Origin of the sequence: Chryseobacterium oranimense, assembly GCF_900129755.1 — a bacterium.
GTDB classification, from domain to species: domain Bacteria; phylum Bacteroidota; class Bacteroidia; order Flavobacteriales; family Weeksellaceae; genus Chryseobacterium; species Chryseobacterium oranimense.
Map to the genome: position 1 here is coordinate 53477 of NZ_FQWT01000004.1, position 20021 is coordinate 73497.

At 38.3% G+C, this 20021-nt stretch carries 19 protein-coding genes; 9 read left to right on the plus strand and 10 right to left on the minus strand.

Annotated elements, in window-relative coordinates; translation table 11 throughout:
• The first annotated feature begins 3 nt into the window (after window positions 1-3).
• The 3 genes from BUB03_RS13305 (at window position 4) to BUB03_RS13315 (ending at window position 2474) form a co-directional block, all read left to right on the plus strand.
• On the plus strand, window positions 4-489 hold the full coding sequence (locus tag BUB03_RS13305) for a hypothetical protein (protein ID WP_073063910.1): 486 nt from the start codon (window positions 4-6) through the stop codon (window positions 487-489).
• A gap of 89 nt (window positions 490-578) precedes the next feature.
• Window positions 579-1691, plus strand: coding sequence for a peptide chain release factor 2 (gene prfB / locus BUB03_RS13310; protein WP_040995814.1), 1113 nt, complete (start codon window positions 579-581; stop codon window positions 1689-1691).
• 87 nt (window positions 1692-1778) lie between these two features.
• Window positions 1779-2474 carry a DedA family protein gene (locus tag BUB03_RS13315; protein WP_073063913.1) on the plus strand — a complete coding sequence of 232 codons (696 nt, stop codon included), beginning with the start codon at window positions 1779-1781 and terminating at the stop codon, window positions 2472-2474.
• A 41-nt stretch (window positions 2475-2515) separates the two neighbouring features.
• On the opposite strand, the gene BUB03_RS13320 is transcribed toward BUB03_RS13315, so the two are convergent.
• Together BUB03_RS13320 and BUB03_RS13325 are read right to left on the minus strand one after the other, a co-directional pair.
• Window positions 2516-3385: an alpha/beta hydrolase gene (locus tag BUB03_RS13320; RefSeq protein WP_073063916.1), complete on the minus strand. Its 870-nt coding sequence runs from the start codon at window positions 3383-3385 to the stop codon at window positions 2516-2518.
• Window positions 3386-3458: 73 nt separating this feature from the next.
• Window positions 3459-4847, minus strand: a complete 1389-nt coding sequence (locus BUB03_RS13325; protein ID WP_073063918.1) for a serine hydrolase — start codon at window positions 4845-4847, stop codon at window positions 3459-3461.
• Between the two features lie 160 nt (window positions 4848-5007).
• Between BUB03_RS13325 and BUB03_RS13330 the strand changes: the two genes are divergently transcribed.
• Complete coding sequence (locus BUB03_RS13330) at window positions 5008-5907, plus strand: DUF808 domain-containing protein (RefSeq protein ID WP_073063921.1); 900 nt, start codon at window positions 5008-5010, stop codon at window positions 5905-5907.
• Window positions 5908-6006: 99 nt separating this feature from the next.
• Here the strand turns inward: BUB03_RS13330 and dnaJ are convergent, their stop codons facing one another.
• The 5 genes from dnaJ to proS form a co-directional block, all read right to left on the minus strand.
• Entirely contained in the window at window positions 6007-7125 is a 1119-nt protein-coding gene (gene dnaJ, locus BUB03_RS13335) for a molecular chaperone DnaJ (protein WP_040995818.1), read from the minus strand.
• A 105-nt stretch (window positions 7126-7230) separates the two neighbouring features.
• Window positions 7231-7767: a nucleotide exchange factor GrpE gene (locus BUB03_RS13340; RefSeq protein ID WP_073063924.1), complete on the minus strand. Its 537-nt coding sequence runs from the start codon at window positions 7765-7767 to the stop codon at window positions 7231-7233.
• Between the two features lie 189 nt (window positions 7768-7956).
• Window positions 7957-9288: an Nramp family divalent metal transporter gene (locus BUB03_RS13345; RefSeq protein WP_073063927.1), complete on the minus strand. Its 1332-nt coding sequence runs from the start codon at window positions 9286-9288 to the stop codon at window positions 7957-7959.
• A gap of 114 nt (window positions 9289-9402) precedes the next feature.
• Complete coding sequence (locus tag BUB03_RS13350) at window positions 9403-10713, minus strand: OmpA family protein (protein WP_073063930.1); 1311 nt, start codon at window positions 10711-10713, stop codon at window positions 9403-9405.
• A 119-nt stretch (window positions 10714-10832) separates the two neighbouring features.
• A complete protein-coding gene (gene proS, locus BUB03_RS13355; RefSeq protein WP_073063932.1) occupies window positions 10833-12308 on the minus strand; it encodes a proline--tRNA ligase in 1476 nt (491 codons plus the stop codon).
• Between the two features lie 177 nt (window positions 12309-12485).
• Between proS and BUB03_RS13360 the strand changes: the two genes are divergently transcribed.
• Both BUB03_RS13360 and BUB03_RS13365 read left to right on the plus strand, forming a co-directional pair.
• The gene (locus BUB03_RS13360) at window positions 12486-13508 is read left to right on the plus strand and encodes a prolyl-tRNA synthetase (RefSeq protein WP_175547507.1); all 1023 of its coding nucleotides are present in this window, start codon (window positions 12486-12488) and stop codon (window positions 13506-13508) included.
• A 29-nt stretch (window positions 13509-13537) separates the two neighbouring features.
• A complete protein-coding gene (locus BUB03_RS13365) occupies window positions 13538-14941 on the plus strand; it encodes an OmpP1/FadL family transporter (RefSeq protein WP_040995825.1) in 1404 nt (467 codons plus the stop codon).
• Window positions 14942-15027: 86 nt separating this feature from the next.
• Here the strand turns inward: BUB03_RS13365 and BUB03_RS13370 are convergent, their stop codons facing one another.
• Together BUB03_RS13370 and BUB03_RS13375 are read right to left on the minus strand one after the other, a co-directional pair.
• On the minus strand, window positions 15028-15753 hold the full coding sequence (locus tag BUB03_RS13370) for a ZIP family metal transporter (protein WP_073064584.1): 726 nt from the start codon (window positions 15751-15753) through the stop codon (window positions 15028-15030).
• Window positions 15753-16481, minus strand: a complete 729-nt coding sequence (locus BUB03_RS13375) for a class I SAM-dependent DNA methyltransferase (RefSeq protein ID WP_040995827.1) — start codon at window positions 16479-16481, stop codon at window positions 15753-15755. Before BUB03_RS13375 ends, BUB03_RS13370 begins: the two co-directional genes overlap by 1 nt.
• Window positions 16482-16616: 135 nt before the next feature.
• Between BUB03_RS13375 and BUB03_RS13380 the strand changes: the two genes are divergently transcribed.
• A complete protein-coding gene (locus BUB03_RS13380; RefSeq protein ID WP_040995829.1) occupies window positions 16617-17780 on the plus strand; it encodes a THUMP domain-containing class I SAM-dependent RNA methyltransferase in 1164 nt (387 codons plus the stop codon).
• 92 nt (window positions 17781-17872) lie between these two features.
• Complete coding sequence (locus tag BUB03_RS13385) at window positions 17873-18274, plus strand: hypothetical protein (RefSeq protein WP_073063938.1); 402 nt, start codon at window positions 17873-17875, stop codon at window positions 18272-18274.
• A 205-nt stretch (window positions 18275-18479) separates the two neighbouring features.
• Here BUB03_RS13385 and BUB03_RS13390 read toward each other — a convergent pair whose 3' ends face one another.
• Window positions 18480-18800: a hypothetical protein gene (locus BUB03_RS13390; protein ID WP_073063941.1), complete on the minus strand. Its 321-nt coding sequence runs from the start codon at window positions 18798-18800 to the stop codon at window positions 18480-18482.
• 193 nt (window positions 18801-18993) lie between these two features.
• On the opposite strand from BUB03_RS13390, the gene BUB03_RS13395 reads away from it, so the two are divergent.
• Entirely contained in the window at window positions 18994-19998 is a 1005-nt protein-coding gene (locus BUB03_RS13395) for a glycosyltransferase family 2 protein (RefSeq protein ID WP_073063943.1), read from the plus strand.
• Window positions 19999-20021 lie beyond the last annotated feature (23 nt).

Sequence of the window (20021 nt, forward strand, 5' to 3'; positions counted from 1 at the left end):
CCCATGAAATACTTGCCATTTGAGCGTATTACGTACAAAACGAACTTATCTGAACAGGAAGTTTTAACAAGACTTTCCGGCTTTGTTGAACCTAAAAAATTTGGTTTAGGAAGGAATCCAATAAAGGAATATGAAGGATCTGTGAATAGTAACAGTTTTGAAATAAGCAGAGTTATTCAATACAGAAATTCCTTTCTCCCTAAAATAAATGGAATCATTCAAAAAAATAACTATGAGACAGAAATACAGGTAACCATGAAGTTGGATTTGTTTGTATTAATTTTTCTAATATTTTGGTGTTCAATCACAGCTAGTGTTTTTATCATGATAAGTTTAACGGAGAAAAAAATATCGATAGAATTTTTCATGTCTTTGTTAATGCTGGTATTTGTTTATATCATGACAATGCTCTGCTTCAAATTTGAAAGTAAAAAATCTAAAGAATTTCTGAAGAAAAGCTTTGAAGCTGAGATAATAAAAAATAGTTAGATTTTTCATTAAACCCGAAACCTGAAAACTCGAAACTCAAAACACTTCACTCTAAAAGAATTCCGTATTTTTGTATAAAATAAAAATTCGTGATCAACAACGACCAGATAAAAGAAGTACAGGCCAGAATCGGCGACTTATATAAATACCTTCAGATCGAAAAAAAGAAGATAGAAATAGCCAATGATGATGAAAAAACCGCTGCTCCGGAATTTTGGGATAATCCAAAAGAAGCAGAGGTATTTCTGAAGCAGCTCCGTTCCAAAAAGAAATGGGTAGAAGATTATGAAGAAATCAGTACCCAGTTTGAAGATCTGCAGGTGCTGGCAGAATTTGCCAAAGAAGATCCCGACTCTGAAAAAGAGCTGGATGAAACATTCCCACAGCTTGTAGAGAAAATAGAAGACCTTGAATTTAAAAACATGCTTTCCAATGAGGGCGACGAACTTTCTGCGGTGCTTCAGATCACTGCGGGAGCAGGAGGTACGGAAAGCTGCGACTGGGCATCCATGTTAATGAGAATGTATACCATGTGGGCGGAAAAACAAGGGTATAAAATTCGTGAGCTCAACTATCAGGAGGGCGATGTAGCCGGAGTAAAAACCGTTACCCTGGAAATTGATGGTGAATATGCTTTCGGATATCTGAAAGGAGAGAACGGAGTACACAGGCTGGTGAGAATTTCACCTTTTGACAGTAATGCCAAACGACATACCAGCTTCGTTTCAGTATATGTTTATCCGTTGGTGGATGATACTATTGAAATCAACATCAATCCTGCCGACATTTCATTTGAAACCATGAGATCTTCCGGAGCCGGTGGACAGAACGTTAACAAGGTAGAAACCGCCGTACGTCTTCGCCACGCACCGACCGGAATTATCATTGAAAACTCCGAATCCCGTTCTCAGCTTCAAAATAAAGAGAAAGCCATGCAGCTTCTTCGTTCAAGACTCTATGAAATGGAGCTTGAAGCCCGTATGAAAGCCAGAAACGAGATAGAAGCCAACAAAATGAAAATAGAGTGGGGAAGCCAGATCAGAAACTATGTGATGCATCCTTATAAACTGGTAAAAGACGTCCGCTCTGCTTACGAAACTTCAGATGTGGATTCTGTGATGAACGGAAATATCACACCATTCCTGAAAGCCTTTCTGATGGCCGATGGAACTGCAGTTTCAGACGATGATATGGACTTGTAAAATATCATGCCCGGATTTTAGTTAAAAACTTATAATTAATTTTTGTTTCAGACTTTTTACGCTTATTTTTGTTGTTAATCGTTATATATGGAAGATTTCAATAGCTGGAAGGATTTACTGAATCCCGAGTTTTATATTAAAATGGGTGGGTTCTGGCTTATTTTATTTATTATTTTTGCAGAAACAGGCCTTTTTGTAGGATTTTTCCTGCCGGGTGACTCATTATTGTTTGTGTCGGGTATTTACGCCGTTGAAATCATCAAAGAGACTTTTGGCTCCACCGGGAGCGATTTCTTAGATACCACTATTCTTGCTTCGTGTGTAGCGCTTGCTGCCATTATAGGAAACGAAATAGGTTATTATTTTGGAGTGAAAACAGGTCCTGCTTTATACAAGAAGCAAGACACAATGCTTTTCAAGAAAAAATATCTTTATCAGGCTCATGATTTTTTTGAAAAACATGGGGCGTTGGCCATCATTATGGCCAGATTTTTACCGGTGGTAAGAACATTTACTCCTATTGTTGCCGGGATTGTAAAAATGGATAAAAAAGAGTTTTTAAGAGATAACATTATCGGAGCAGTGCTTTGGTCATTTATCCTGATCTTTGCAGGGCATTATCTGGACAAACTTTTCCAGGAGCAGTTCGGCATCAATTTAAAAGAAAAGCTGGAACTGATTATCATTGTAATTGTTCTGATCACAACACTTCCTGTAATTATCAAATTTGTTTTTGGTAAAAAAGAAGATTTTTCAAAATACGAGGACAAAGATTCTGAATAAGAAAAATACTGAAAAATATAGATAACCTGCTTTCCTGCAGGTTATTTTTTTACCCATTCAAGAATATTCGGGTAGATGATGCTGTCTCTTTTTTTCTTGCTGAAAAACCGTGGAGCATGACCCGTTCTTTTCATAAACACGAGTTTGTGAGGTACATTCTGCTTTGTAAGTGCAGAATCCATAGAAAGGCCCTGATGCTGGTTGACAAGAAAATCATTATTTCCCTGAAACAGTAACGTGGGAACATTGGATATATTGGCGATCGGACTTGCTTCTTTAAAGGCTTCAGATACATTTTTACGGTTAAATTTCGTTCCTACCACTTTCTGGAATGTTGGAGAAGTATATTTTGAATAAAATGAATTCAGGTATTCCGGGCTGTAAAAATCTGTAGGGCCGCTCATGGAAACAATCTTTTTGATCTGTTCGGGATGTTTGTAGCCGTAGAGCAGGGCTAAATGCCCGCCTGCACTTTCTCCCAGAAGAATATAATTGTCCGGCTGAAGTTCTGCTTTTTCGGCCAGAGAATTAAATTTATTAATTGCCAATCCGATATCTTCCAGCTGCTGTTTATAAGTGATGCCTTTCCGTTTAGATACCAGTCTGTAATTCATATTGATACTGGGAATCTTATTTTCAAACAGCATTTTCTGGACCTTGATCATATGTTCCTTTTTTCCGAGAGTCCAGGCGCCTCCGTGTACGATAAGAACTACAGGAGCGTCTTGTGCATAATCCAGCGGAAGAAAAACATCCATTTTCTGTCTTTTATGTTCCCCGTATTTTAAATTGTATATTTTCTGCTGGCCGCCGGTACCTACCCAGACCCTGAACTTTGTATTGCATGACTGCATCAGGAAACTGAGGCATCCTACAACAAAAAAATGGTATCTGAGAATTAGCTTTTTCATTAATTAAATGTAAATAAAAATTACAGCATAAAAGATTTTTGAAGAATGATGTTTGACAGTTTCAAGGTCTTTATTACAGCTTTTCAGCTGTTTGGGATGAAAGTCCTTTTTTTATCGTAACGATATTTTTTTCTCCTTTTTTCAGAGTAAAAGTGATCTCAGCATCATCATCGGCAACGAAAAAGACATCCTCCTTTTCAGCCAGCATCCTCACTTTAGGATCATTATTATTCTGAATAAAAAGTTGTCCGTTTTCATATAGAATATGGATGATTTTATTTTCCGGCAGGGCATAGTCGCCTGCGTACCTTTTAAGCAATGAAGCGTCAAGCGTTACTTCTTTTTTAGGCTTTGGAAGATCGAAAGGCTGATCTAAAAGTGCGGCTAAAATTGTATTGCCGGCCTTCTCAAGCTTTTTGCTGGTAATATTGTTGAGTAATATAATGCAGATGTCATCTTCTGGAAGCATTGCCAGGTAACTTGTTGCTCCTTCAATATTCCCTCCGTGATTGATCACTTTTTTTCCGTAAAGATCATCAATAAACCAGCCGTAACCATAACCGCTCAGAAAAGGTGTGGTCATTTTTCTGAATGATTCTTTCGAAACAATTTTATAGTTTTTGAGCCCCTGATAATATTTGTACAGGTCTTCAGCAGTAGTGTAGATCTGTCCGGCCGGGCCGGTTAATTCAGGATTCCATATCTCCGTTTTTTCATGCTTTGTTTTTGACAGGTATGAATAAGGAACTGTTTTATATGGACTTTTCAGTGCTAAATAATCAAAGCCTGTATGACTCATTTTTAACGGATCTAAAATAATTTTTCTTACAGCATCTTCATAAGAAAGTCCTGTAACTTTTTCAATAATGATCCCAAGCAAGATGTATCCGGAATTGGTATAGGAAAACTGGGTGCTTGGCTCGAAATCTAAAGGTTCATCTTTAAAAAAGGAGAGTTCCCTGCTTTCGGTAATGCTTTCTTTGGTATGAAGCAGCCGGAAGTATTCTTTATTGCGTAATGGTTCATAAATTCCTGATGTATGGGTAAGCAGGTTCTCAATGGTAATTTCATTTCCCCTGGGATAATCTGCAATGAATTTGGAGACAGGATCTTTTACAGAGAGTTTTCCTTCTTCGCTAAGCTTTACAATAACCAATGCAGTGAAAGATTTGGTTAAAGAAGCAATCTGATAAATACTTTCATTTCTGCTTGGGATCTTATTTTCTGCATCTTGCCAGCCATAAGACTTTTCGAATAAGGTTGTATTGTGATAGTGAATCAAAGCGGTTCCGTTGAACTTATTCACATTTGCATATGCCCTGATGATGCTGTCTGTTTCCTTTTTTTTCCTTTCTACACTCTCTCTTTCTGTAGTCGGTTTATTTTGTGCTTTGAAAGGAGAACAGAATGCACAGAATATAAAAGTTATACCTAAAATTAGTACATGGGACTTATTGAGCATGATTATTGTTTTAAAACAGAGTAAAAGTAAGCAGAGTTTTTACAAATAGTACGTTCATTGGCAGAAAATATTTAAAATTAATATACAGAATCAAATAAAAACAGATTTTAATAATTATTTTTGCCCGACTTAACATATATTAAAAAAATATTAAAATAATATGGCATCTGGTTTTTTTGCAATTTTAGATGATATCGCAGCACTGATGGATGATGTGGCTGTTACAAGTAAAATAGCGACACAGAAAACAGCAGGTATCCTTGGCGATGATCTGGCAGTAAATGCAGAGAAGGCTACAGGTTTTCTTTCTTCAAGGGAAATCCCGGTCTTATGGGCCATTACAAAAGGATCTTTTATCAATAAACTCATTATTCTTCCTGTCGTATTTCTTCTCAACTGGCTCTATGCTCCGGCGATCAACTATGTCTTGATTCTGGGAGGGTTATATCTGTCTTTTGAAGGGGTTGAAAAAATCATAGAATTTCTTTTCCACCGTGACAAAGAAGGTCATGAAGTAGTGGAAGAAATTATAGAAGATGAAAGAAGTGATGAGGAAATAGAAAAAGCGAAGGTAAAATCAGCCATTACCACAGATTTTATTTTATCCATTGAGATCGTCATCATTGCCTTAGGAACAGTTTTGGAAGAAAGCCACCCTTTCATTACACAGATTTTGGTAACGAGTCTTGTTGCCTTTATAGCCACAGTGGGAGTTTACGGTATAGTTGCTTTGATCGTAAGAATGGATGATGCAGGTTTTAAATTAATCAAAAAAAGTAACGACAAAGGCTTCTTTGGAAAGCTCGGCCATTTATTGGTAAAAGCATTGCCTATTGTAATTAAGGCTTTGGGAGTTATCGGCACGATTGCTCTAATTATGGTTGCCGGTGGTATTTTTGCTCACAGAGTAGAATTTCTTCACCATGTTTTGCCTTCCTGGTCTTCTAACGAAATCCTTACTATTTTAAAAGAAATCATTCTTGGACTTGCAGGAGGTTTATTTGCTGTTGCCCTTTTTACAATGGGAAAAGGTGTTGTTTCTTTGGTAAAAAAGAAATAGAACTAGAATATATATTTTAAAAGTTTCGGCGCGGCTTCGTAGAAGCCGCGCCGAAACTTTTAAAAACAAAAAAGAGGCTTTTTTAAGCCTCTAAATATTTTAATTGAATAAATCCTTTACTTTATCAAAAAAAGTTTTTTCTTTTCCGGAAGGTTCTGCAACCATTTCTCCGCTTGACATCTGCTTTTCAAAGAAATCTTTTTGTTCTTTAGTCAGCTTCTGAGGAGTCCATACATTAATGTGGATGAACATATCACCTTTTCCATAGCTGTCGATGCTTGGAAGACCCTTTCCTGCCAGTCTGAGGATCTTTCCGGACTGAGTTCCCGGGTCAACGGTAATTTTCACTTTTCCGCCTACTGTAGGAACTTCTTTTTTAGTTCCTAAAGCTGCTTCTGCAAAAGAAACATATAATTCCTGGTGAAGATTATCGCCTTCTCTCTTGATCGTTTTATCTACTTCCTCTTCAATGATCACCAATAAATCTCCCGGAATTCCGCCGAAAGGTGCATCATTTCCTTTTCCTCTTACATTAAGCTGGATGCCGTCCCTTGCTCCTGCCGGAATATTGATGGAAATTTCTTCCTCATCCTTGATTAGTCCCTGTGCATTAGCGCCTGCAGGAATTTTATCTGCAACTTTCCCGATTCCCTGGCAGGTACCGCAGGTAGTCTGAGTCTGCATCTGTCCGAACATTGTGTTCATCACTTTAAGCTGAACACCAGAACCGTTACATGTAGGACACACTTTTGAGGTGGCACCTTCTGCCATTTTCATTTTCTTAACTTTGATGGTTTTCTGGGTTCCGTTCACCATTTCTTCAAGATTCAGCTTAATTCTGATTCTCAAATTGGAGCCCTTCACCTGCTGGCGTCCTCCGCCATTTCCACCAAAGCCTCCGAAGCCTCCGCCAAAAATATCTCCAAACTGGCTGAAAATATCTTCCATGTTCATTCCTCCGCCGAAGCCTCCGCCTCCGAAACCTCCGTTACCACCCATTCCGGCATGGCCAAACTGGTCGTATCTTGCACGTTTCTGATCGTCGCTCAGTACTTCATAGGCTTCTGCAGCTTCCTTGAATTTTTCCTCAGCATCCTTATCTCCCGGGTTTTTATCCGGGTGATATTTGATGGCCATTTTACGGTATGCTTTTTTTATCTCGTCGGAAGATGCAGATTTACTGATCTCAAGAACTTCGTAATAATCTCTTTTTGACATATTGATTATAATTGATTATTGATAAATGATAATTGAAGCCTATTGCTTATGGTTTGAAACCTGCTGTCAATCAATTATCTCTCATCATTTATCATTTATTTACTATTAGTTTCCTGTTACTACTTTTGCAAAACGGATCACTTTATCGTTCAAAGTGTATCCTGTTTCAATAACATCTACGATTTTGCCTTTCAGATCTTCAGATGGCGCAGGAATCTGGGTAATAGCTTCATGATAATCTACATTGAATGCATCACCTGCATTTACCTCCATCGCTTTTAACCCTTTTTCAGTAAGTCTGTTCTTGAATTTCTGATAGATAAGCTCTACTCCCTGAAGGTCCGATGCATTGCCGTTTTTAGCAATTTCTTTTAAAGCTCTTTCAAAATCATCTAAAATTCCAAGCATAGAGATCATCAGATCCTGGTTGGCATATTGGAAGAATTCCATCTTCTCTTTTGCCGTTCTTTTTTTATAATTTTCGAATTCAGCGTATAATCTGATGTAACGGTCTTTTTCTTCTGCCAAAAGTTCCTCTGCAGAAGGTTTTGCTGTCACACTTTCTTCAGATGCCGCTTCGTTCTGAATGTTGTTTTCTTCCTGATTATTGATGCTTTCTTCGTTAATATCCTGATTTTCCATAATTCAATATTTATTTAAAGAATTGTTTGACAAAGAACCTGCCAAATACAAAAAATGGACATTAAGGCAGAAAAAGGAATAGAGAATGAGCTGTGAACGGTCAATTTTGCTATGAAGCAAATAGTGAATTGTTGGGCTTAGAAATTAAACTTTGACGATTCACTATTGACATTATTTTTTCTCACATTTCTATCCTGTAAATGTTTGGTAAAGCAGGTAAAGGTTTAGAATAATGATAATAACAGAAATAATCCAGACTGCTATTTTTAGCAAGGGTTTGTTCACAAATTCTCCCATTTTGGCCTTGTCGTTGGTAAACATAACTAAAGGCACAACTGCAAAACTCAGCTGCATGGATAAAATGACCTGACTTAAAACCAATAAATCAGTTGTTCCCTTTTCGCCATAGAGGATCGTAACTATTAAAGCGGGAATTACGGCAATCAGTCTTGTAATTAATCTTCTGAGCCATGGTTTTAGCCGTATATTAAGGAAGCCTTCCATCACAATCTGTCCCGCAAGGGTTCCTGTAAGTGTGGAATTTTGTCCTGATGCCAATAAAGCAATGGCAAAAGCAATACTTGCCATAGAAGCTCCCAATATGGGGGTAAGCATTTTGTAGGCATCGTGAATATCTGCCACATTTTTATTCCCGGTAGTATGGAAGGTTGCCGCCGCCAGAATAAGAATAGCTGCATTAATAAAGAAAGCCAGCATTAGCGATACTGTGCTGTCGATCGTTGCAAATTTTATGGCTTCTTTTTTCCCTTCTTTGTCTCTTGGATAATCCCTTGTCTGAACTATGCTGCTGTGGAGGTATAAATTATGAGGCATAACGGTAGCGCCCAGAATTCCGATCGCAATATAAAGCATTGCCGGATTTTGAATGATTTCTTTTTGAGGTACCAGCCCGCCAATAATTTCATTAAAGGCCGGCTGTGAAATGACAATTTCATAGATAAAGCATGCAAGAATGATAAAAATAAGTCCGCCGACAATACTTTCTATCCACCTGAAGCCCTTGGCCTGAAGTAAGAGAATGATCAGAACATCTACAGTCGTTATCACAATTCCCCAGGTTAAAGGAATATGAAAAAGAAGATTCAATGCTATGGCAGAACCAATTACCTCGGCGAGGTCACAGGCTGCAATGGCTATTTCACAGAATATCCATAAAATAAAATTGGTGGTAGGACTAAAATGGTCACGGCAGGCCTGTGCAAGATCCCTTTCCGCAACAACACCTAACTTTACAGATAAATGCTGTAAAACCATCGCAAAAATATTTGAAATAAGGATTACCGAAAGGAGGGTATACCCAAACTGTGCTCCACCCGCAATATCCGTTGCCCAGTTTCCCGGATCCATGTATCCAACGGCAATCATCAGCCCCGGCCCTGCAAAGGCTAGGTATTTTCTCCAAAATGGAGCATTTCGGGGAACTTTTATAGAGGAATATACCTCAGAGAGGGAATGGGATGTTTTATCTTTACGCCAGGCGTTATTTAATTTTAAATTCATAAATGTTAGAAATGACTAACAAATTTAATTAAATAAATATAAATATGAAAGTCAGGAAATAAAAAAATCCCGGAAACTAGTTTCCGGGATCGTATTTTTAAAGATTCTAAAGATCTATTTTGCAAATCTAACAGACATTTTTCTGTCAGCTGCTCTTTCTGCATCAGAAGCTTTAGCATCTACTGTAGCAAATTTACTTCCGTAGCCTTCAGCTCCTAAAACCTGAGCACCAACTCCTGCTTTTCCTAAAGCATTCTTGATGAAATCAGCTCTTGCCTGAGACAATTTTACGTTGGAAGCTTCGTTTCCTGTTTTATCAGTATAACCTCCGATTTTGATTTTTGCATCCGGGAAAGCCTTCAAGATAGCTACCAGGTTGTCAAGCTGCCCCTGGGAACCTGCTTCCAGTTCACTAGAACTTCCCATTTTGAAGTTTACATGGTCAAAATCATACCACTTATCTTTTAATGCTGCATCATCAGCTGCATTTTTATAATTTCCTGATTTCAGGAAAGTAATCATCTGATCTTCCATACCTCCTTTGTAACCTTTCAGCATAACACCGTTAAGATCAATATTTTCATCTGTTCTTGTTACCGGTGCGGCAGCTGTTGTTGAAGCCGTATCTGTAGTTGTAACAGTAGCAGCTGTATCAGTAGGCGTTGCTGTCGAGTCTGCGGTAGTGGTCGTTGTAGTCGTCTGTTTTTTATCACACTGTTTCCAGATGAAATAAGCAGCAGCAATTAAAAGTAAAAGCGGAAGCAACCATTTCCAGATTGAACCTCCGCCATCATTATTGTTTCTGTCAGGATTGGTTCCTGCAGATGTAGTACTTCTTGTAACTTCTACTTTGGGTGCCTCACTGGCTGCTGGTCTGATAGCATCATTATCATTATCAAATTTATAGCCTTTTGCCCAGTCACCTATATTAAGAGAGGCAAGAGAAAGTCCTGCAGGCAAAAGTGAAGAAATAATTCCTTTTTGCTCACCCAACAGGTTAGAAATACCAGTCTTACCTAAATTATTATCAGCAGCATATTTACCGATAGAACCTACCGTAGCTCCTGTTACTAAATTCAGCAGTGAACTGGAAGAGTTATTGCTGATTCCTGCATAGGTAGCAATAGCATTCACAATTCCACTGATCTTATCTCCAAAAATAGAGGTCAACAGATTGGAAATTACGGGGTTGCTTGATGAACCTCCTAATAAATTTCCTAAAATTCCGCTTGACGAGGCATTGGTAATAGCATCCAAAACTCCGGGATTATCAGAGTTGTTTGCTAATCCTCCAACAACGGCAGGCAGTAAGCCTCCAATTGCTTTTGAAATACCGGACTCACTTTCTCCAAACTGAGAAGCTGCTTGCGAAACTAAAGCGGGACCTAACTGTCCTTTAATTAAATCAATGACATTTAAAGACATAATAAATTATTTTTTTAGATTAATGTTGCATAAATTTAAACAAAAATCTGTCCAAATGTCATTTTTTTTTGAATATTTATTTAATTTCCCGGCAAACTTTTGGAAATAAGCAAAAAAAATTAGTAAGCTTTTGCGAATAATACACGTCTTTTAGACGGTTTTCCGGTTACCATGGAAATACCTTCCTCAACGTCGTCATCCAAAGGAATACATCTTATGGTAGCCTTTGTTTCGTCTTTGATCTGCTCTTCTTCTTCTGCCGTTCCGTCCCAGTGAGCATATATGAAGCCTCCTTTTTCTTCAAGAACTTTTTTGAACTCTTCATAAGTGTCCACTCTGGTAATGTTGTCTTTTCTGAAGTTTAAAGCTTTCTCATAAATGTCCTTCTGGATAGTCTGCAATAGTTCTTCGATATAAGAATCCAAACCGTCTATGGAACGAACTTCTTTCGTTAAATTATCTCTTCTTGCAATTTCAACAGATCTGTTTTCAAGATCTCTTGGTCCCATTGCAATTCTCACAGGAACACCTTTCAATTCGTATTCTGCAAATTTCCAGCCCGGTTTGTTGTGTGTATCGTCATCGAATTTCACTGAAATTCCTTTTGCCTTTAATTTAGCCTGGATATCAAGAGCCACTTCACTGATCTGTGCCAGCTGCTCGTCTCCTTTGAAAATCGGAACAATAACCACCTGGATTGGCGCAAGGGTAGGAGGAAGCACGAGTCCGAAATCATCAGAGTGCGTCATGATAAGAGCTCCCATCAAACGGGTAGAAGTTCCCCATGATGTTGCCCATGCATGTTCTATCTTTCCTTCCTTATTGGTGAATTTTACATCAAAAGCTTTCGCAAAGTTCTGGCCTAAGAAGTGTGATGTTCCTGCCTGAAGCGCTTTCCCATCCTGCATTAATGCTTCGATACAGTACGTTTCATCGGCTCCTGCGAATCTTTCAGATGGTGTTTTCAATCCTTTGATAACAGGCATTGCCATGAACCTTTCTGCAAAATCTGCATATACATCATTCATCTTTTCAGCTTCTTCCACAGCCTCATCTTTGGTTGCATGCGCTGTGTGCCCTTCCTGCCATAGGAATTCTGCTGTTCTAAGGAACAGGCGGGTTCTCATTTCCCAACGGACAACATTTGCCCACTGGTTGATTAATATTGGAAGGTCTCTGTAAGACTGGATCCAGTTTTTATAAGTATTCCAGATAATTGCTTCAGAAGTAGGACGTACGATAAGTTCTTCTTCTAATTTGGCATCCGGGTCTACAATAAGCTTGTGAGGATTGTCCGGATCTGTTTTTAATCTATAATGGGTAACTACTGCACATTCTTTAGCAAAACCTTCTGCATTTTTCTCTTCAGCCTCAAACAGGCTTTTGGGCACAAAAAGCGGGAAATAAGCATTAACGTGACCTGTTTCTTTGAATCTCTTATCCATTTCATCACGCATTTTTTCCCAGATTGCATAGCCGTATGGTTTAATTACCATGCATCCTCGCACTCCAGAGTTTTCAGCTAAGTCAGCTTTTACCACCAACTCATTATACCATTTGCTGTAATCTTCGCTTCTTGAGGTTAATTTTGCCATTATTTTTTAAAATTTTTTTAACTTTTGTTCATTATTGTAATCTAAAAATAAAAATCTATTTTTGATAGATTTTTTTACCAGTGTTTTGGTACATTTTTGGTACAGATTGCAAATATAATTTAAATTAAAAATCTTTACGTTATCATGAAAAGAAATATACATAAAAATTTGCTTGGTATGTTAAAATCCAAAGGGGTCTTAACAATAGCAGGTGGATTACTGCTTGTCTCCTGTGGCGCCCAAATGGGTGGATACACAGAGACTGACGGGGTATACTACGACCCCAACAAAGATACACTGCCGGAAGGCGTGATCATCAATGATGGCGGTAACAGGGTAGGCGAAAATTATGACTACTACCAGGATTCCAATGTCATCCAGAATGCAGAAGCCAATTCCAGAGAGCAGGAAAACAGATATAATGAATGGAGCGGGACTAATGCTAACTGGAATACAAATGCTACGGATTCCGACTGGGGTGCATTTGCCGGATCTCAGACCAACTATTATGACAATTCCTGGGGTTATTATCCTTGGGGATGGTATGGTTACAGCCCGTATTGGGGCATGAACCGCGGCTGGGGCTGGGGTATGAATTTATCCTGGGGCTGGGGCGGATCGTTTGGCTGGGGCTGGGGTGGCTCATTCGGCTGGGGCTGGGGAAGTCCTTACTGGGGTTATTCTCCTTATTGGGGTGGATATTATGACCCTTTCTGGGGTGGCGGTTACGGATACCCATATTGGGGCGGCGGCTACTGGGGTAACGGGTACAGACCTGTTTACAGAAGAAGCGGTGGCGGAGGATTCAGTAATCCGGGTTTAACCAATGCAGTTTACAGAACCAATACTTACAGAAACAGTGGAAACGGTTTCAGAAATACATCAAGTAACGGGTACAGAAACGGAAGTACTAACGGAGGCTTTAGAAATAGCGGTTCCTATAATAACGGAGGATTCAGACAAGGAAACGGTGGTTACAGAACACAGCCACAGTCAGGAGGATTCCGTAATTCAAATTCTCAACCGAGACCTAATTACAACTCACAGCCAAACTATAATAATGGAGGTTTCAGATCTAATGATGGAGGTTTCCGCTCAAGTGGAGGTTTTAACAGTGGCGGTGGTTTTAGAGGCGGCTCTTCAGGAGGCGGCGGTATGAGATCTGGCGGCGGAGGCGGTGGCTTCAGAGGCGGCAGATAATTTTGAACTTAATAACTATTAAAAAAATAATGTTAAAAAAATCTTTAGTATTAATGAGTGTTTCTGCTGCATTTTTTGCACAGGCACAGGATGTTTCCATATTGAGAAATACTGTAGATGTTTATTCCAGTACTCCTATGGTGGGTTCTTCAAAGTTTAATGCAATGGCAGGAGCTAACGGAGCATTAGGAGGGGATGCCAACTCACTGCTTACCAACCCCGCAGGTTTAGGGGTAGCTATTTCCGGAGAAGTTTCGGGAACGCTGTCTATTGCAGGAAATAAAAATAAAAGCACCTGGGCAGGATCAACAATTGATTACAGTAAAACCAATACGGATCTTGGAAATGCAGGAGCTGTAATGGCTTTTCCTCTGATGACTGAAACAGGATGGAAGTTTATCAATATCGGGATCAATTTTTCCAATCAATCATTGGATAATTATGTAGAATCTCCCGGAAGCAGTAATGTGATCAAAGATTTTACTGATAAAAGCGCATCATTGGCGGGCCATGCCTATAACAGATATGGAAACCTTTCCAGAACAAGTTTTGGGGTAGGTGCCAATTATAATCATAATTTATACATCGGTGCAGGATTCAATTTTTTAAGTGCATCCATAGACCAGTATGATACGGCAGCTTTCCAGTCATTGGATAATGGTTCCATAGAGTATTTTAACAGACAGAATACGCCTATGAGTGAAAGATCTTCAGGTTTTTCGGCTTCCTTAGGAGTAATAGGAAAGCTTAGTCCTAATTTCAGAATTGGTGGTTCCATAGAAACTCCGACTTTCTGGCGTATCGACAGGGCTTATAATTTCTATAATGATCCTGATTATGGAGATGGTACAGGCGGTGAATCCAGAGATCTTACAACACCGCTTAAAGCAACAGTAAGTGCTGCTTTTGTTGCCAGCAAAAACTTTTCATTGAATGTAGACTATACACTTGGACTTACAAAACCTAAATACAAAGTAGTTACAGGGGTTGAAACTGAAATAAATGATTTCTTCAAAGACAATTATAAGAATCTGTCTGAAGTAAGAATAGGTGCAGAATACAGAATTAAGCAGTTCAGGCTGAGAGGAGGTTATTCTTATGTATCCAACCCTTTCGATGCTTTAACGGTGAGCCAGGTAAATCCGGACGCTTCCACATCTGACCAGTCGTATAGCAATATGATGCTGAATAACAGAAACCTTGCCTCTGTTGGTTTGGGATATGATTTCAAATCATTTTATATTGATGCGTCATACCAATATGTAACGTCTACATACAGCAATCCTTTCTTGAGAGGTATTGAAACAGGTAATCCTTCTACTGACACAGCTTATTATTCTGATACAAGAATTATGTCATCAGATTACTTTGCCGTTTCAGAAGTTAAAAATAACAGGAATAACTTCTTTATTACATTAGGCTGGAAGTTCTAATTCCAGATTGTGTAATGAGTGATTAAATTGAAAGGCTCCGGATTTAATCCGGGGCTTTTTTATTATTGCTATCGGATAAAAAAAGATTAATGTGAATGGCCGGCTGCAGGATGATGATGGAACAAATGCATAATCAGGGCTAAAGAAACACCAATAATGACAAGCCCGATCTTTACCCAGTCGATATTGTGATTTTTATTGCTTTCGAAAATAATTACCGATGAAATGTGAAGGAAAATCCCCCCTACAATAGCCAGGAAATAAGGCTGCAGATCAGGATTGAAATAATTTCCAAGCAGCATCCCCATTGGAGAAGCAAGAGCGAATAACGCTACAATCAGCAATGAAGGATAAGGCGAGGTTTTAGATTCGTTTTTGCGGTTGAACAAAAAAGCTCCGAGTATAAAGGAAATCGGAAGATTATGAAACACAATTCCCAGCAGATACGGGGATAAATGTTCTTTTTCATTAGCCAAAGGAATTCCCTCTATGAAAGCATGGATAAATAATCCTACCATCAAGGCTACAGGAAGAATATTATGCTCGTTATGATGGTGAAAATGCCCATGTTCAAAACCTTTTGTAAGAGCTTCCAGGATCATCTGAAGCAAGACACCTGCTATGACAAAAATTCCCAGACTGCTTCCCGCTTCAGAACTATATACCTGCGGGAAAACCTCGTTCAGGCAGATCGTAATCAGGAAGCCGGCGCTCAGTACCAGCAGATTTTTAGCCAGCTTTTCCTTTTTTCCGAAATGCTTGCCTAGAAAAACGCCTGTAATGACGCTTAATATCAGTAAAACGACAGTTATCATGCCTTTTTCTTAAATAAATTGATGCATCGTGGTGAAACTTCACGGTCAAATTCATTCAACTGGTAATCACCCCAGATTTTAATTCTTTCGAAACCACAGTCGGCTGCATAAGAATTGATGGCTTCCAGGGTATGAAGCTTTACTTTTTCAAAGAAATGAAAGGGCTTTCCGTCCGCTTCAAAACGGATATCTTTGATGATATGTCTTCCTTCGATCTTTTTCAGGATCTTAAAATCAATATTACCGCGGGTTATGGTGGTTTCAGGAACTAGATTTCTTCTTACGTATTCTTCATTCAGGTAATCAAGAACAAAATAGCCTCCCGGTTTTAAAACATCATAAACCGACTGAAAAACTTTTTTGTCATCGTTTTCATTGTCGAAATATCCGAAGCTGGTAAACAGGTTGAATACTGCATCCATTGGATCTGCATCAATAGGATTCCGCATATCGTGAACATTGAAAATAAGAGTCTGTGTTTCAAACTGCTTATCAAATTCAATGCTTTGTCTGGAAAGATCCAGCCCGAGAACATCGTAGCCTAATTTGTTAAGGAAAACAGAATGCCTGCCCTTTCCGCATGCCAGATCAATAATCTTGGATGATTGCGGTAACTGAAGGTCTTCAGTAAGCTTTGTAATGAAATTTTCTGCTTCCGTATAGTCTCTGTTGCTATAAAGAAGATGATAATAAGGCGTATCAAACCAAGATTCAAACCATTCCATAATGCAAAAATAACTAAATTTGTGCGGTTAAAAGCAAAGTATTTAAATATTGGAAGATCGAAAAATTCAATGTCTAGTAAAATTGAACCCGTAATCTTTTAATTATTAAATCATTAAATCTTTTAATATATATTTATGGACACAGAAAATCTAAAGATTCAGATAAAGACATTCTTCGGACTGGAGCAGATTCTTGCTGAAGAAATCAAAAAATTGGGAGGAAAAAATGTAGAAATTAAAAACCGGGCGGTTAACTGTGAGGGAGATCTGGGTTTCCTTTATAAAATTAACTATTCTGCAAGAACTGCATTAAAAATTCTGATTCCTGTATTTGAATTTAAGGCATTTAACCAGCATCAGTTTTACAGTAAGCTTTCTGCGATTGCCTGGGAAGAATATATGGATGTCAATCAGTCTTTCGCCATTGATTCCACCGTAAACTCCGAAACATTCAAGCATTCCCAGTTTGTTACTCTGAAAATGAAGGATGCTATTGTAGATTATTTTCAGGATAAATTCAATAGACGTCCTGATGTAGAAACAAAAAGTCCTGACATCAAATTCCACCTGCACATCGACCGGGAACTGGTAACGGTTTCTTTGGATTCTTCAGGAGATCCTTTGTTTAAAAGAGGATATAGAAAAGAACAGGGAGAAGCTCCTATCAACGAAGTGCTGGCCAGCGGAATGCTGCAGCTGGCAGGCTGGGACGGAAAAGGGAACTTTTTAGACCCGATGTGTGGTTCAGGTACTCTTCTTATTGAAGCTGCCATGATTGCTATGGATCTTCCTGCACAGATTTTCAGAAGAAGATTTGCCTTCCAGAACTGGAATAATTACGATGCGGATCTATTTGCTAAAATTAAAGAAGTAAGAGTTAACAGAGTAAAAGAGTTTACAGGAAAGATCGTAGGTTATGATATTGATGCCAGAATGCTGAATGCAGCCAGAATCAATATTGAAGCGGCTGAAATGGAAGATGTGATTGAAGTAAGAAAACAGAATTTCTTTGACTCTAAAAAAGAACTTTTCCCATTACTGATGGTTTTCAACCCGCCTTACGATGAGAGAATTTCTATTAACGATGATAATTTCTACAAGAAAATAGGAGATACCTTCAAAACAAGCTATCCTAATACTTTAGCATGGCTGATTTCTTCTGACCTGGAAGCCGTGAAAAAAATAGGGCTCCGTCCTTCAAGGAAGATCAAACTTTTCAACGGAAAACTGGAAACAAGATTCCTTCAGTACGAAATGTATGAGGGCACAAAGAAACTTCATAAACTTGAAAAAGAGTAATAGACTTTAAAATACAAACCAAACCTTCCATGTCGGAAGGTTTTTTCTGTTATATTTAAAAAAGAAATATTTTTACTTAAACTAAAATTAATATGTGGAATTTTTTTGATGGATTGGGAGATATATTAAACGGGCTGGATTTACTCCTTAATAGTTCATCATCTTTAAATACGAATTATAATGAAAAGCCCGCAAAAAAGAAAAAATCAAAGTATTTCACTGAGAAAGTAAGTATATGTCTTATAGCATTGGCTGGAGTTTTATTTTTCTTTGTATTTAAAGATTCTTTGCCAGATAAAAATTATACCCAGACTTTAATTGTCGTTTCATTGTTAGGAACTGCGGTTTCAGGACTTTTGTTTTTTATTCTTTATGTTATGGAACTTTATTATTTTAAAAATCTTTTTAAACTGTTGCTTTTTAGTGGCTCTGTGATTCTGTTTTTTATTTCACTGGGATTGTTCATATACTTCAGGAGTGGTTTAATTTTATAAAAAGTTAACAATTGTATCTACTGCAAATCTTAATCAGTTTAATGCAGAAGACAACAGCCCAAGTTTTTTTTAAAGGCATACGAGAAAGGGAGAATTCTCAAAACCAATCTCCAGAAATACATCCGAAGGTCATTTATTCTTGATAATAAGCCAGCTCAAGTCGTTTTCGGTAAGCCGGCGCTGAGGCGTAATCTGAAAAATCTTTCTAAAATTTCTGTTGAAAGTGGATAAACTTCTGCCCGTCAGGTATCAAAACCGCTCCAAAGGCATATTGAACATATAATTTTTTCCATAAATCCGACCAGGTCAATTTCCCCGGTTCTTCAGGATCTGTTAAAACAGCGTCTGTATCCGGATCAATTTCCCGTAAAATACTGATGGCTTCAGTGACCTTTAAAGAGGTAATATTTTGCTGAAAAGGCTGTTTACCGGTAAGGTCAGTTCCTTTTATGATTTCCTGAGCTGTGGTCTTTTCGTTGAATCCTGACTGGATAGGATGCTGTTGTGTATTGATGTTGTATGTCATTTTTTTAATTTTAAATTTCTAACAAAGCTACAGGCTCTTCATTCTAATGATTTTGTTTAAAATCTCAAATAATTGTGTTAAGAATTTCATGGGATGGATGTCCTAAGTTGGCATAAAAGTAAATTTCTTCCAATAACCTGTTAAACTGTTTGTAGGTTCCTCGGCGAATAAGTAATTTTGAAAAATTTTCAATTTGAGACCTACCATTTCCATTGTTGTTGCTATTTTCAACCGAAAAGACGAACTTTTTGAACTGCTGAATTCTTTGACTTTTCAGACAGATAAAGAGTTTGAAGTAATTATTGTGGATGACGGATCCTTTATCGACCTTAAACCAACCATTCACAACTTCGAAGGAATACTGGATATCAAATATTTCAGAAAGGATAATTCCGGTCCCGGTCTTACCCGGAATTATGGGGCGAAAAGAGCTCAGAATGATTGGCTTCTGTTTGTCGACAGCGACGTGATTGTAGAAAAAGACTATATCGAAAATATTAAAAAAGATATTGAAACTATTCCGTGTGATGCTTTCGGCGGAGCGGATAAAGCCCATAAAGGATTTAACCTGATGCAGAAAGCTATTTCATACTCGATGACCTCTGTTTTTACGACAGGAGGAATCAGGGGAAGTAAAAAAGCGGTTTCCAGATTTCAGCCGAGAAGCTTTAATATGGGGGTAAAGAAAGAAGTCTTTGAAAAAGTAGGCGGTTTTTCCGAAATGAGGATCGGGGAAGATCCGGATCTGTCGATGACCCTTTGGGAAAACGGTTTTACTACCGCATTTTTTGATGATATTGCCGTGTATCATAAGCGCAGGGTAGATTTAGGCAAATTTTCCAAGCAGGTTTACCAGTTTGGATGTGCGAGACCTATTCTTAACCAGAGACATCCCAATTATGTCAAAATTTCATTTGCATTTCCTACGCTTTTCATGCTGGGCTACATTTTGGGTTTTATAGAATATTTTATTTTAGGCAGGGGAATTATCCTTGCATTTTATGGACTGTATACATTCCTGGTACTGTTCCATGCCCTGATCGTAACTAAAAACATTAGCATCGCCGGAATGGCGGTGATTTCCACTTATATCCAGATGTTTTCCTATGGTTATGGTTTTCTGAAATCATGGGTATTGCTGAATGTTTTCAGAATGAAGCCCGAAGAAGCCTTTCCCAGGCATTTCCACCTTAAATAAAAAATAAAAGCTGCCGGAAATTC

Coding starts and splice junctions, on each gene's coding strand:
- BUB03_RS13385 (WP_073063938.1), top strand. CDS start 17,873: ATGTGGAATTTTTTTGATGGATTGGGAGATATATTAAACGGGCTGGAT.
- BUB03_RS13345 (WP_073063927.1), bottom strand. CDS start 9,288: ATGAATTTAAAATTAAATAACGCCTGGCGTAAAGATAAAACATCCCAT.
- proS (WP_073063932.1), bottom strand. CDS start 12,308: ATGGCAAAATTAACCTCAAGAAGCGAAGATTACAGCAAATGGTATAAT.
- BUB03_RS13380 (WP_040995829.1), top strand. CDS start 16,617: ATGGACACAGAAAATCTAAAGATTCAGATAAAGACATTCTTCGGACTG.
- BUB03_RS13375 (WP_040995827.1), bottom strand. CDS start 16,481: ATGGAATGGTTTGAATCTTGGTTTGATACGCCTTATTATCATCTTCTT.
- dnaJ (WP_040995818.1), bottom strand. CDS start 7,125: ATGTCAAAAAGAGATTATTACGAAGTTCTTGAGATCAGTAAATCTGCA.
- BUB03_RS13320 (WP_073063916.1), bottom strand. CDS start 3,385: ATGAAAAAGCTAATTCTCAGATACCATTTTTTTGTTGTAGGATGCCTC.
- BUB03_RS13365 (WP_040995825.1), top strand. CDS start 13,538: ATGTTAAAAAAATCTTTAGTATTAATGAGTGTTTCTGCTGCATTTTTT.
- BUB03_RS13360 (WP_175547507.1), top strand. CDS start 12,486: ATGTTAAAATCCAAAGGGGTCTTAACAATAGCAGGTGGATTACTGCTT.
- BUB03_RS13330 (WP_073063921.1), top strand. CDS start 5,008: ATGGCATCTGGTTTTTTTGCAATTTTAGATGATATCGCAGCACTGATG.
- BUB03_RS13340 (WP_073063924.1), bottom strand. CDS start 7,767: ATGGAAAATCAGGATATTAACGAAGAAAGCATCAATAATCAGGAAGAA.
- BUB03_RS13305 (WP_073063910.1), top strand. CDS start 4: ATGAAATACTTGCCATTTGAGCGTATTACGTACAAAACGAACTTATCT.
- BUB03_RS13325 (WP_073063918.1), bottom strand. CDS start 4,847: ATGCTCAATAAGTCCCATGTACTAATTTTAGGTATAACTTTTATATTC.
- BUB03_RS13350 (WP_073063930.1), bottom strand. CDS start 10,713: ATGTCTTTAAATGTCATTGATTTAATTAAAGGACAGTTAGGTCCCGCT.
- BUB03_RS13390 (WP_073063941.1), bottom strand. CDS start 18,800: ATGACATACAACATCAATACACAACAGCATCCTATCCAGTCAGGATTC.
- BUB03_RS13315 (WP_073063913.1), top strand. CDS start 1,779: ATGGAAGATTTCAATAGCTGGAAGGATTTACTGAATCCCGAGTTTTAT.